The organism is Mycolicibacterium obuense, assembly GCF_055397605.1.
In genome coordinates, this window is the sequence record NZ_AP043663.1 from 2,280,144 (window position 1) to 2,293,023 (window position 12,880).

Sequence of the window (12,880 nt, forward strand, 5' to 3'; positions counted from 1 at the left end):
CAGCACTCCGCCCCAGCTGAAACGTGGTCCACGTCACAACTGGGGCGGGTCGAGCTGTTAGCCAGTGAATGGGATCACATGTCGCGCAGCAGCAACACGAGTACGTCGAGGGCTTCGTTGAGCAGCTCGTCGCTGATCGTCAGCGGCGGCAAGAAGCGCAGCACATTGCCGAAGGTGCCGCACGTGAGCACGATGACCCCGGCCTGGTGTGCGGCGGTGCTCAGCTTCTTGGTCAGCTCGGCGTCGGGTTCCAGCGTGCCCGACTTCACCAGCTCGACCGCGATCATCGCGCCGCGCCCGCGCACGTCGCCGATGCGATCGTCCTCAGCCTGCAACCGGCCGAGCCGGTCCTTCATCAAGGCTTCGATTTCCCGAGCGCGCGCCACGAGGCCGTCGTCCTCGATCGTCGCGATCGTGGCCAGCGCCGCCGCGCAGGCGACGGGGTTGCCGCCGTAAGTGCCGCCCAGGCCGCCGACGTGGGGGGCGTCCATGATCTCGGTGCGTCCCGTTACCGCGGACAGCGGCATGCCGCCCGCGATGCCCTTGGCGGTCACGATCAGGTCGGGCACGATGCCTTCGTGCTCGCAGGCGAACATCGCACCTGTGCGCGCGAAGCCCGTCTGCACCTCGTCGGCGATGAACACCACGCCGTTGTCCCGGCACCACTGCAGCAGCGTGGGCAGGAACCCTTCGGCGGGCACGATGAAACCGCCCTCGCCCTGAATGGGCTCGATGATCACCGCGGCCAGGTTGGCGGCGCCCACCTGCTTGTCCATCATCGTGATGGCCCGGCGGGCGGCGAGCTCACCGTCGGTGGCGAGCTCCTTGCCGCCGAACTCCGCGTCGCGGAACGGATAGGACAGCGGAGCGCGGTAGATCTCCGGGGCGAACGGGCCGAACCCGTGCTTGTACGGCATCGACTTCGCGGTCAGCGCCATCGTGAGGTTGGTCCGGCCGTGGTAGGCGTGGTCGAACGACACGACCGCCTGCTTGCCGGTGTAGGTGCGAGCGATCTTGATGGCGTTCTCGACGGCCTCTGAGCCCGAGTTGAACAGCGCCGAGCGCTTGTCGCCGTCGCCGGGGGTGAGCCGGTTCAACGCCTCGGCCACCGCGACGTACCCCTCGTACGGAGTCACCATGAAACAGGTGTGGGTGAACTGCGCGGCCTGCTCGCGCACGGCCTCGACCACCCGCGGCGATGCGTTGCCCACGGTGGTGACCGCGATGCCCGAGCCCATGTCGATGAGCCGGTTGCCGTCGACGTCTTCGATGATGCCGCCGAATGCACGTGCCGCGTAGACGGGCATGGTGTTCCCGATGCCGTTCGCCACGGCCGCCGTCTTGCGCGCGATCAGCTCCTGGGAGAGCGGGCCGGGGATGGCGGTGGCGAGGTGGCGGCTCTGTTCGAGAGCGCTCAACTCAGGTACCTCCTGATTGCGTGGGGCCGTTGACCTCCCGAGCCTAGTCCGTCCCCCCACCGATCCGTCGAGAACTAGGGGTTGATTCACCGGGTTCGGTGGTGGGCGTCCCGTTCGGCGACGAAATCCGTCGGCAGGCGGGGCCGTCCGGCGGGGGAAGGCAAGCGAGGCGGCCGCAATGGCACACTGGTCAACGAATTCCTTCATGTGTGCGGCCCTCCGATGGAGGGGCTGCCGAGAAAACAGACCGCAACGAAACAGAAGAGACACTGCTGCCATGGACCTGTTCGTCTTCCTGCCCCTGCTCATCATCATGGGCGCCTTCATGTACTTCGCGTCCCGGCGTCAGAAGAAGGCGATGCAGGCCACCATCGACCTGCACGAGTCGCTGACGATCGGCGACGAGGTGCACACCACCTCGGGCCTGCGCGGGCGGATCACCGGTATCACCGACGACGAGGTTCAGCTCGAGATCGCGCCGGGTGTCGTCACCACCTGGATGAAGCTGGCGGTGCGTGATCGCATCACCTCCGACGACGACGAGCTCGACACAACCGACGAGGACTTCCCGGCCGAGCCCGCCTCCGGTGCCACCGAGCTGACCGAGCGACCCCGAGACTGACAGCTGACGCATCAGCAGCGGCACGTACCCTTTGCGGGTCACTGCGCGCCGTCGCGGTGCACGACGACCTGACCCCGAGGAGTTTGTAGACACGTGGCATCGTCTTCGACGCAGGTGCATGCTGCCCGCTACCTGGCCCTGTTCCTGGCATTGCTGATCGGTGCCTACCTGCTGGTGTTCCTCACCGGCGACAAGAAGGCCGAGCCCAAGCTCGGTATCGACCTGCAGGGCGGTACGCGCGTCACACTGACTGCTCGCACCCCTGACGGCTCACCGCCGTCGCGCGATGCCCTCAATCAGGCGCAGCAGATCATCAGCGCGCGCGTCGACGGCCTCGGGGTGTCCGGGTCCGAGGTCATCATCGACGGCCAGAACCTGGTGATCACGGTTCCTGGCAACGACACCAGCGAGGCGCGCAACCTCGGTCAGACCGCGCGGCTTTACATCCGCCCGGTCATCCACGCGATCCCGGCTGCCGGTCAGGGGCAACCCGAGCAGGCGGGACCCGCCGGTGCACCTCCGGGTGCTCCCGGTGCGCCTCCGGGTGCGGTTCCCGGTCTACCGCCCGGTGCGGCCGTGCCCGGTCTGCCACCCGGCGCAGGAGGGCCCGCGGGGGGTCCCGACGCCGACATCCCCGGCCTGCCGCCGCTGGAGCCGCCCGCACCCGCACCCGCGCCGGCTCCGCAGCCCCGCCCGTTCCCGCAGCAGCCGGCACCCAGCCCGAGCCCGAATCCGGCACCGAACCCAGCACAGCCGACGACCTCGCCCGCCCCGGGTGCGCCGCCCGCGCCGGGGGGCAAGAACGTGCCGCTGGCGCAGCGCATCCAGGACGAGAAACGGCTGCGGCAGAGCTCCGAGCAGGCCATCCAGATCCTCGCGCTGCAGTTCCAGGCGACGCGCTGCGGCGACGACGACGTGCTGGCCGGTAACGACGACCCGAACCTGCCGCTGGTGACCTGCTCGCAGGACGGCAAAGAGGTCTACCTGCTCGACAAGTCGATCATCAGCGGTGAGGGCATCGCGAACGCCACGTCCGGGCTCGATCAGCAGCGCGGCGAGTACGTCGTCGATGTCGAGTTCAAGAGCGACGCCGCCAAGACGTGGGCGGACTTCACCGCGGCCAACGTCGGCACGCAGACGGCGTTCGTGCTCGATTCCAAGGTGGTCAGCGCGCCCGTCATCAATGAGGCGATCCCCGGCGGACGCACTCAGATCACCGGCCAGTTCACCGCCGATTCGGCGCGCGAACTCGCCAACGTGCTGAAGTACGGGTCGCTGCCACTGTCCTTCGAGTCGTCGGAGGCCGAGACGGTGTCGGCCACGCTGGGTCTGTCGTCGCTGCGTGCGGGGTTGATCGCCGGCGCGGTGGGTCTGGTGGCGGTGCTGCTGTACTCGCTGCTCTACTACCGGGTGCTCGGCATGTTGGTGGCGCTGTCCCTGATCGCCTCGGGCGCGATGGTGTTCGCGATCCTGGTGCTGTTGGGCAGGTACATCGGCTACACGCTGGACCTGGCCGGTATCGCCGGTCTGATCATCGGTATCGGCACCACGGCCGACTCGTTCGTGGTGTTCTTCGAACGCATCAAGGACGAGATCCGCGAGGGCAGATCGTTCCGGTCGGCGGTGCCACGAGGCTGGTCGCGCGCCCGGAAGACGATCATGTCGGGCAACGCGGTGACGTTCCTGGCCGCGGCGGTGCTGTACTTCCTGGCCGTCGGGCAGGTGAAGGGCTTCGCGTTCACGCTGGGCCTGACCACGATCCTCGACGTCGTCGTCGTGTTCCTGGTGACGTGGCCGCTGCTGTACTTCGCGTCCAAGTCGCCGACCATGGCCAAGCCGTCTCTGAACGGGCTGGGAGCCGTTCAGCAGATCGCGCGCGAACGCCGAGCGGCCGCACACGCGGCGGGACGGGGATAACGCATGGCACGCAATAGTTCACATCGACGCGGCAGCGCCGTGGAGTCCACCGCGGTGGAGGCGCCCGACCTCGAGGCCAGCGCCGCCGACGCGCCCAAGCACGGCTTCTTCGTCCGCCTCTACACCGGTACCGGCGCCTTCGAGGTGATCGGTCGCCGCAAGCTGTGGTACGCGGTCAGCGGCATCATCGTCTTGATCGCGCTCGCCGCGATCGTGTTGCGCGGCTTCACCTTCGGCATCGACTTCGAGGGCGGCACCAAGGTGTCGTTCCCGCGCGGTGACGGGCAGGCCACCACCTCACAGGTCGAGACGGTGTTCAACAACGCCATCGGCAAGCCGCCGGAGTCGGTGGTCGTCGTCGGCAGCGGCAACTCGGCGACCTTCCAGATCCGGTCGGAGACGCTGAGCAACGACGAGACCGAGAAGCTGCGCGACGCGCTGTTCGACCAGTTCCAGCCCAAGGGCGCCGACGGCCAGCCGTCCAAGCAGGTCATCAGCGACTCCGCGGTGTCCGAGACGTGGGGCGGTCAGATCACCCAGAAGGCGTTGCTCGCCCTCGTGGTGTTCCTGGTCTTGGCCGCCGTCTACATCACCGTGCGCTACGAGCGGTACATGGCAGCCGCCGCGTTGCTGACCCTGGTGTTCGACCTGCTCGTCACGGCCGGTGTGTACGCGCTCGTCGGGTTCGAGGTCACGCCCGCCACTGTCATCGGGTTGCTGACCATCCTCGGCTTCTCGCTCTACGACACGGTGATCGTGTTCGACAAGGTCGAGGAGAACACCGAAGGCTTCGAGCACACGACCCGAAGGACCTTCGCCGAACAGGCCAACCTCGCGGTCAACCAGACCTTCATGCGGTCGATCAACACCAGCCTCATCTCGGTGCTGCCGATCATCGCGCTGATGGTCATCGCGGTGTGGCTGCTCGGTGTCGGCACGCTGATGGACCTGGCGCTGGTCCAGCTCGTCGGCGTCATCGTCGGTACCTATTCGTCGATCTTCTTCGCCACGCCGCTGCTGGTCAGCCTGCGGGAGCGCACCGACCTGGTCAGCAAGCACACCCGGCGTGTGCTCAACCGACGCAAGACCGTGGCGGCCAAGGCAGGCGCGGGAGAGGCGACTTTCGAGGACGAGGCCGACACACCCACCGTCGACCCCGAGCCGGCAGCGGTCACCGCGCCGGCCGGGCCGCCGCCGGACAAGCCCGCCCCGGGCGCTCGGCCGATCCGGCCGACGTCGAGTCGGACGGGCCGGCCGTCGGGTAAGCGAAGCACCGGAAAGCGCTAGGGAGCGGTAGGTCCGATGGCCCACCGCTCCCGTGCGTGGCGTATCCGTGTCACTTCGGCGATCGTCGCCGCTGTGGTCGGCGCGTCAGGACTGTCGTCGTGCTCGTCGGACGCCGCCGACTCGATCGACTACGCGATCGACGGCACGCTCCCGACCTACAACACCAACACGGTCACCGGCGCCGCATCGGGCGGTGCGCAGGCGTTCGCCCGGGTGCTGACCGGGTTCAACTACCACGGACCCGACGGACAGATCGTGGGCGACCACGACTTCGGCACCATCGCGGTCGTGGGTCGCAGCCCGCTGGTGCTCGACTACGAGCTCAAGCCCGAGGCCGTCTACTCCGACGGCAAACCGATCACCTGCGACGACATGGTGCTGGCGTGGGCCGCGCAGTCGGGTCGATTCCCCACCTTCGACGCGGCCAGCCGCGCCGGGTACACCGACATCGCGACGATCGACTGCACCCCGGGGCAGAAGAAGGCCCGCGTCAGCTTCGCCCAGGATCGGGCGTTCACCGATTACGGGCAGCTGTTCGCGGCGACGTCGCTGATGCCCTCCCACGTCATCGCCGACGAGCTGGGGCTCGGCGACGGCGGGGTGACCAGGGCCGTGCTGGGCAACGACGGGCCTGCGATCGAGCGCATCGCGCAGGTGTGGAACACCACGTGGAACCTGACCCCGGACCTGGATCTCAAGCATTTCCCGTCGTCGGGGCCGTACCGCATCGAGTCGGTCACCGGTGACGGCGCGGTGGTGCTGGTGGCCAACGACAAGTGGTGGGGCACCAAGCCCGTCACCGCGAAGATCACCGTGTGGCCGCGCCGCCCGGATCTGCAGGACAGGGTCAACGAGGGTGCCTACGACGTCGTCGACATCGCCGCAGGCTCGGCGGGCACGCTGAACCTGCCCGATGACTACACCCGCTCGGATTCGGCGTCGGCGGGTGTGGAGCAGCTGATCTTCGCCCCGCAGGGCCCGCTGGCGCCGGTGCCCGCCCGTCGCGCCGTCGCCCTGTGCACCCCGCGCGATGTCATCGCCCGCAACGCGTCGGTGCCGCCGGCCAACTCGCGGCTCAACGCCGCGGCCGAGGATGCCTACTCCGGCGCGGAGGCCACCCCCCAGGTCAACGACTTCGCGGCGGGCAATCCCGACGCGGCCCGCGCCGCGCTGGGCAACCAGCCGCTGACGGTGCGCATCGGATACCAGTCACCCAACGCCCGGCTCGCGGCCGCGGTCGGGGCGATGGCCAAGGCGTGCGCACCCGCAGGCATCACGGTGCAGGACGCAGCGGGGGAGAACGTCGGCCCACAGGCGTTGCGCGACAACGCCATCGACGTGCTGATCGCCAGCACCGGCGGGGCGACGGGCAGTGGCTCGTCAGGCTCGTCGGCGATCGACGCCTACACCTTGTACAGCGGTGACGGGAACAACCTGCCCCGCTATGCCAACGAGCGCATCGACGGCATCATCTCCACGCTCGCGGTGACCTCCGACCCCAAGGAGATCGCCCGCTTGCTCGCCGAGGCCGGCCCGATCCTGTGGGGCGACATGCCCACGTTGCCGCTGTACCGTCAGCAACGCACCCTGCTCGCGTCGACGAAGATGTACGCAGTGAGCGCCAATCCGACGCGCTGGGGCGCGGGATGGAACATGGACCGATGGAAGCTGAGTCAGTGAGTCAGACGCGTGACGTCGGCCAGGTGATCTCCTCGCTGCTGCGCGAGGTGCCCGATTTCCCGGAGCCGGGCGTGCTGTTCAAGGATCTGACGCCGGTGCTGGCCGACGCCCGGGGACTGGCCGAGGTCAGCGCTGCGATGGCCGACATCGCCCGCGGGGCCGATCTGGTGGCCGGCGTCGACGCGCGCGGCTTCCTGCTCGGGGGCGCCGTGGCGATCTCGCTCGGCATCGGTGTGCTGGCGGTCCGCAAGGGCGGCAAGCTCCCGCCGCCGGTGATCAGCGAGACCTACACACTGGAGTACGGGTCGGCCACGCTGGAGGTGCCGGCCGACGGCGTCGAGCTGGCCGGCCGCCGGATCGTGGTCATCGACGACGTGTTGGCCACCGGGGGAACACTGGCGGCCACCCATCAGTTGCTCACGGCAGCGGGGGCGACGGTCAGCGGCGCGATCGTGATGCTCGAACTCGCCGCCCTGGGCGGCCGGTCCGTCCTGGAACCGTTGCCGGTGACGGCTCTACACACCGTGTGAGTTCAGGCAACCGGATATCCTGCCAACAGCAGCTGATCAGCGGAGGTGAGCATGGCCAACGAGATCCAGGCAGATCCGCGCGCGAACCAGGCTGTGCAGACCCCGCCGGTGCCGGCCGGGCCGGAGACGCAGCCGATGGAGCTGCCCCGGACCGAGGCCACGAAGGCGACCAGTGCCTCGCGACGGGTCAGGGCCCGCCTCGCCCGCCGGATGACCTCGCAGCGCAGCACCGTCAACCCGGTGCTGGAGCCGCTGGTCGCGGTGCACCGGGAGATCTACCCCAAAGCTGACCTGACCCTGCTGCAGAAGGCCTACGACGTCGCCGAGGAACGGCACGCCGATCAGCTGCGCAAATCCGGCGACCCGTACATCACCCATCCGCTCGCGGTGGCCAACATCCTGGCCGAACTCGGCATGGACACCACCACGCTGATCGCAGCGCTGCTGCACGACACCGTCGAGGACACCGGCTACACGCTGGAGGCGCTGACCCAGGAGTTCGGCACCGAGGTCGGCCATCTGGTCGACGGGGTCACCAAGCTCGACAAGGTGGCACTGGGCACCGCGGCCGAGGGCGAGACGATCCGCAAGATGATCATCGCGATGGCCCGCGATCCGCGGGTGCTGGTGATCAAGGTGGCCGACCGGCTGCACAACATGCGCACGATGCGCTTCCTGCCGCCCGAGAAGCAGGCGCGCAAGGCCCGCGAAACGCTGGAAGTCATTGCGCCCCTTGCTCACCGGCTCGGTATGGCGACGGTGAAGTGGGAGCTCGAGGATCTGTCGTTCGCGATCCTGCATCCCAAGAAGTACGAGGAGATCGTGCGGCTGGTCGCCGATCGTGCGCCGTCGCGCGACACCTATCTGGCCAAGGTGCGCGCCCAGATCACGGCCACACTGAATGCGTCGAAGATCAACGCCGTCGTCGAGGGACGGCCGAAGCACTACTGGTCGATCTATCAGAAGATGATCGTCAAGGGCCGCGACTTCGATGACATCCACGATCTCGTCGGCGTCCGGATTCTGTGCGACGAGGTGCGCGACTGCTACGCCGCCGTTGGTGTGGTGCACTCGCTGTGGCAGCCGATCGCCGGCCGGTTCAAGGACTACATCGCCCAGCCCCGCTTCGGGGTGTATCAGTCGCTGCACACCACCGTCGTCGGGCCGGAGGGCAAGCCGCTGGAGGTGCAGATCCGCACCACGGACATGCACAAGACCGCCGAGTACGGCATCGCCGCGCACTGGCGTTACAAAGAAGCCAAGGGCCGCAACGGAGTTCCGCAGAGCCACACCGCCACCGAGATCGACGACATGGCGTGGATGCGACAGCTGCTCGACTGGCAGCGGGAAGCGGCCGACCCGGGCGAGTTCCTCGAGTCGCTGCGGTACGACCTCGCGGTGCAGGAGATCTTCGTGTTCACCCCGAAGGGCGATGTCATCACGCTGCCCACCGGGTCCACGCCCGTCGACTTCGCCTACGCGGTGCACACCGAGGTGGGGCACCGCTGTATCGGGGCACGCGTCAACGGCCGGCTCGTCGCGCTGGAGCGCAAACTCGAAAACGGCGAAGTGGTCGAGGTTTTCACGTCGAAGGCAGCCAACGCGGGCCCGTCGCGGGACTGGCAGACGTTCGTGGTGTCGCCGCGGGCCAAGGCCAAGATCCGGCAGTGGTTCGCCAAGGAGCGTCGCGAAGAGGCGCTGGAGTCAGGCAAGGATGCGATCGCGCGCGAGGTGCGCCGCGGTGGACTTCCGTTGCAGCGCTTGATGAATGCGGAGACGATGGCGGCGTTGGCGCGCGAGTTGCGCTATCTCGACGTGTCCTCGCTCTACACCGCTGTCGGTGAGGGCCATGTGTCGGCCCGCCACGTCGTGCAGCGGCTGGTCGCCCAGATCGGGGGCGATGACGAGGCGGCCGACGAGCTGGCCGAGCGGTCGACGCCGGCGACCATGCCGGTGCGGCAGCGCACCAGCGACGACGTCGGCGTGTCGGTGCCGGGGGCGCCCGGGGTGCTGACCAAGCTGGCCAAGTGCTGCACCCCGGTGCCCGGAGACGTCATCATGGGCTTCGTCACCCGCGGCGGTGGGGTGAGTGTGCACCGCACCGACTGCACGAATGCGGCCTCGCTGGAGACGCAGTCCGAGCGCATCATCGACGTGCAGTGGGCGCCGTCCCCGTCGTCGGTGTTCCTGGTCGCCATCCAGGTCGAGGCGCTGGATCGGCACCGGCTGCTCTCCGATGTGACGCGCGTGCTCGCCGACGAGAAGGTCAACATCCTGTCGGCGTCGGTCACGACGTCGAATGACCGGGTGGCGATCAGCCGGTTCACCTTCGAGATGGGTGACCCCAAGCATCTGGGGCACGTGCTGAACGTGGTGCGCAACGTGGAGGGCGTCTACGACGTCTACCGCGTCACCTCCGCGGCCTGACGGCCTCTAGTCCAGCTGGAGCTGCTTGATCGTGACGTCCAGCTTGGGTGCGCCGTCCTCGCCGCCGTCCTTGGTGCCCGCCGCGGCGATCTTGTCCAGCGTGGCCAGGCCCGTCTGGTCGATGGTGCCGAACACCGTGTAGTTCGGCGGCAGCGTCGAATCCTTGTAGACCAGGAAGAACTGGCTGCCGTTGGTGCCCGGCCCCGCATTGGCCATCGCGAGCGTGCCGCGCGGGTAGACCACCGGCTGCTGCAGCTTCGGATCGTCCGGCTGGTACTGGTCGGTCGGGTACTCGTTGGCGAACTGGTAGCCCGGCCCGCCGGTGCCCTGGCCGGTCGGATCGCCGCACTGCAGCACGGCCAGGCCTTCACCGGTGGTCAGCCGGTGGCACGGGGTGTTGTCGAAGAAGCCCTTGTTGGCCAGGCTGGCGAAACTGTTCACCGTGCAGGGCGACTTCGCGTTGTCAAGCTCGAGGCCGAGGTTGCCCTGGTTGGTCTCCATGCTGGCACTGACCGTCGCCGGGTCTGTCGGCACCTTGCCCGCACGCGGCGGTTCCACGGGCTTGCTGGCCGGCTCGGGGGACTTGGCGTACTGGCAGTTGCTGCCCAGGCCGGCCGGCGCGGCGAACGGGGGCAGCGCACCGGGCTTACCCGGCTCCGGGGCGTCCAGCGGCGAGGCCGCGTCGGAGGTCGACGCGGCGGTCGGCGTCGACGCGGTCGGCGTGCCGCTGTCGCGGTTGGTCAGCACGATGGTCGCCACGACCGCGGCGATCACGACGACGGCCGCGACGGCCGACCCGATGATCGTGTACGTGCGGCGCTTGCGGTCCCTCTCGGCGCGCCGTTCGAGTTGGCGCTCGAGCTTGCGCTTGGCGGTGGCTCGCCGTTGTTCGTTCGTCGGCACGGGCCGGTCCTCCTCGGGGTCGGTCAGGTCGGCACCGAGTGTGCCAGGGCTCGCTGAGATGGCGGCTGTGACCCCTCGTGAACTGCGCTGTGAGCTCGGCATGGGAAGCTGGACGGCGTGTTGATCACCGGATTCCCCGCCGGGGTCCTGGCGTGCAACTGCTACGTGCTGGCCCCCAAGCAGGGCGCCGATGCGATCGTCGTCGACCCCGGCCAGCGTGCGATGGGGCCGTTGCGCCGCATCCTCGACGAGAACCGGCTCACCCCGGCCGCGGTGCTGCTCACCCACGGCCACATCGACCACATGTGGTCGGCGCAGAAGGTCTCCGACACCTACGGCTGCCCCACCTACATCCACCCGGCTGACCGGTACATGCTCAAGGACCCCGTGAAGGCGCTCGGGCAGGGCTTCGCCCTCGGACTGGCGTCCCTGGCGGTCGGGGCGCTGTTCCGGGAGCCGCGCCAGATCGTCGAACTCGACCGCGATGGCGACAAGCTCGACCTCGGCGGGATCACGGTGGCCGTCGACCACACCCCTGGACACACCCAGGGTTCGGTGGTCTTCCGCGTCGAGGAGGGACCCGACCAGTTGGCCCTCACGGGCGACACCCTGTTCAAGCAGTCGGTGGGCCGCACCGACCTGCCCGGGGGCAGCGGTCGTGATCTGCTGACCTCGATCGTGACGAAACTGTTGGTGCTCGACGACGACACGATGGTGCTTCCCGGGCACGGCGAGCGCAGCACCATCGGCGCCGAACGCCGCACCAACCCGTTCCTCGAAGGTTTGACGACGTGACCGATTTCAAGGCCCCCAAGGGCGTTCCCGATTACTTCCCCCCGGACTCCGCCGAGTTCGTCGCGGTGCGCGCCGCGCTGCTCGGCGCTGCCCGCCGCGCGGGCTACGGCGACATCGAGCTGCCGATCTTCGAGGACACCGCGCTGTTCGCCCGTGGCGTGGGGGAGTCCACCGACGTGGTGTCCAAGGAGATGTACACCTTCGCCGACCGCGGGGAGCGGTCGGTGACGTTGCGTCCCGAGGGCACGGCGGGTGTCATGCGCGCGGTGATCGAGCACGGGCTCGACCGCGGTCAGCTGCCGGTGAAGCTGTGCTATTCGGGGCCGTTCTTCCGGTACGAGCGGCCGCAGGCCGGCCGCTACCGGCAGCTGCAACAGGTCGGGGTGGAGGCGATCGGGGTCGACGATCCGGCCCTGGACGCCGAGGTCATCGCCGTGGCCGACGCCGGCTTCCGCTCGCTGGGCCTCGACGGGTTCCGGCTGGAGATCACCTCACTCGGCGACGACACCTGCCGGCCGCAGTACCGGGAGTTGTTGCAGCAGTTCCTGTTCGGTCTCGACCTCGACGATGAGACGCGCCGCCGCGCGGAGATCAATCCGCTGCGGGTGCTCGACGACAAGCGCCCGCACGTCAAGGAGATGACCGCCGACGCGCCGTTGATGCTCGATCACCTCTCCGAGGTCGCCAAGGCGCATTTCGAGACGGTGCTGGCGCATCTGGATGCCCTCGGTGTGCCGTACGTGATCAATCCGCGCATGGTGCGCGGGCTGGACTACTACACGAAGACGACGTTCGAGTTCGTCCACGACGGTCTCGGCGCGCAGTCCGGGATCGGCGGCGGCGGCCGTTACGACGGGTTGATGAGCCAGCTGGGCGGCCGAGATCTGTCGGGTATCGGCTTCGGGTTGGGCGTCGACCGCACGCTGCTGGCGTTGCGTGCCGAAGGCAAGACGGCCGGTGAGGCGGCGCGCGTCGACGTGTACGCGGTGCCGATGGGTGCCGACGCCAAGGTGCGCCTCGCCGTGCTGGCGGCGCAGTTGCGCGCTGCCGGTGCGCGCGTCGACGTGGCCTACGGAGATCGCAGCCTCAAGGGCGCGATGAAGGGTGCCGACCGGTCCGGCGCGTCGATCGCGCTGGTCGCGGGGGATCGCGACCTGGAGGCGGGCACCGTCGGGGTGAAGACGTTGACGACGGGCGAGCAGGTCGACATCGCGATCGATCAGGTGGTCCAGCACGTTCTAGCCCGCCTCACCTGACCGACCTCCCGCGAGCGGGCGTGTCTGCGGGCAACACGCCACGCA

General features: G+C 68.8%; 10 protein-coding genes. 8 read left to right on the forward strand and 2 right to left on the reverse strand.

Annotation, left to right across the window (positions count from 1 at the left end):
* Positions 1–74 precede the first annotated feature (74 nt).
* Positions 75–1,418: a 4-aminobutyrate--2-oxoglutarate transaminase gene (gabT, locus tag ACZ50N_RS10990; protein WP_464475346.1), complete on the reverse strand. Its 1,344-nt coding sequence runs from the start codon at positions 1,416–1,418 to the stop codon at positions 75–77.
* Positions 1,419–1,695: 277 nt separating this feature from the next.
* Here gabT and yajC point away from each other — a divergent pair, with 277 nt between their 5' ends.
* From yajC to ACZ50N_RS11020, 6 genes are all read left to right on the forward strand, one after another.
* Entirely contained in the window at positions 1,696–2,040 is a 345-nt protein-coding gene (gene yajC, locus ACZ50N_RS10995) for a preprotein translocase subunit YajC (RefSeq protein WP_046364856.1), read from the forward strand.
* 93 nt (positions 2,041–2,133) lie between these two features.
* On the forward strand, positions 2,134–3,957 hold the full coding sequence (gene secD / locus ACZ50N_RS11000; protein ID WP_464475347.1) for a protein translocase subunit SecD: 1,824 nt from the start codon (positions 2,134–2,136) through the stop codon (positions 3,955–3,957).
* A gap of 3 nt (positions 3,958–3,960) precedes the next feature.
* The gene (secF, locus tag ACZ50N_RS11005) at positions 3,961–5,244 is read left to right on the forward strand and encodes a protein translocase subunit SecF (RefSeq protein WP_464475348.1); all 1,284 of its coding nucleotides are present in this window, start codon (positions 3,961–3,963) and stop codon (positions 5,242–5,244) included.
* A gap of 15 nt (positions 5,245–5,259) precedes the next feature.
* Positions 5,260–6,924: an ABC transporter substrate-binding protein gene (locus tag ACZ50N_RS11010; protein ID WP_464475349.1), complete on the forward strand. Its 1,665-nt coding sequence runs from the start codon at positions 5,260–5,262 to the stop codon at positions 6,922–6,924.
* Complete coding sequence (locus ACZ50N_RS11015; protein WP_046365072.1) at positions 6,906–7,454, forward strand: adenine phosphoribosyltransferase; 549 nt, start codon at positions 6,906–6,908, stop codon at positions 7,452–7,454. Before ACZ50N_RS11010 ends, ACZ50N_RS11015 begins: the two co-directional genes overlap by 19 nt.
* Before the next feature lie 51 nt (positions 7,455–7,505).
* Positions 7,506–9,881, forward strand: coding sequence for a RelA/SpoT family protein (locus ACZ50N_RS11020; protein WP_046365073.1), 2,376 nt, complete (start codon positions 7,506–7,508; stop codon positions 9,879–9,881).
* A 6-nt stretch (positions 9,882–9,887) separates the two neighbouring features.
* Here the strand turns inward: ACZ50N_RS11020 and ACZ50N_RS11025 are convergent, their stop codons facing one another.
* Complete coding sequence (locus ACZ50N_RS11025; RefSeq protein ID WP_048423147.1) at positions 9,888–10,784, reverse strand: peptidylprolyl isomerase; 897 nt, start codon at positions 10,782–10,784, stop codon at positions 9,888–9,890.
* Positions 10,785–10,901: 117 nt separating this feature from the next.
* Between ACZ50N_RS11025 and ACZ50N_RS11030 the strand changes: the two genes are divergently transcribed.
* Together ACZ50N_RS11030 and hisS are read left to right on the forward strand one after the other, a co-directional pair.
* Entirely contained in the window at positions 10,902–11,579 is a 678-nt protein-coding gene (locus ACZ50N_RS11030) for an MBL fold metallo-hydrolase (RefSeq protein WP_046365074.1), read from the forward strand.
* Positions 11,576–12,835 carry a histidine--tRNA ligase gene (gene hisS / locus ACZ50N_RS11035; RefSeq protein ID WP_464475350.1) on the forward strand — a complete coding sequence of 420 codons (1,260 nt, stop codon included), beginning with the start codon at positions 11,576–11,578 and terminating at the stop codon, positions 12,833–12,835. The genes ACZ50N_RS11030 and hisS overlap by 4 nt, the downstream gene beginning before the upstream one ends.
* The last annotated feature ends 45 nt before the right edge of the window (positions 12,836–12,880 follow it).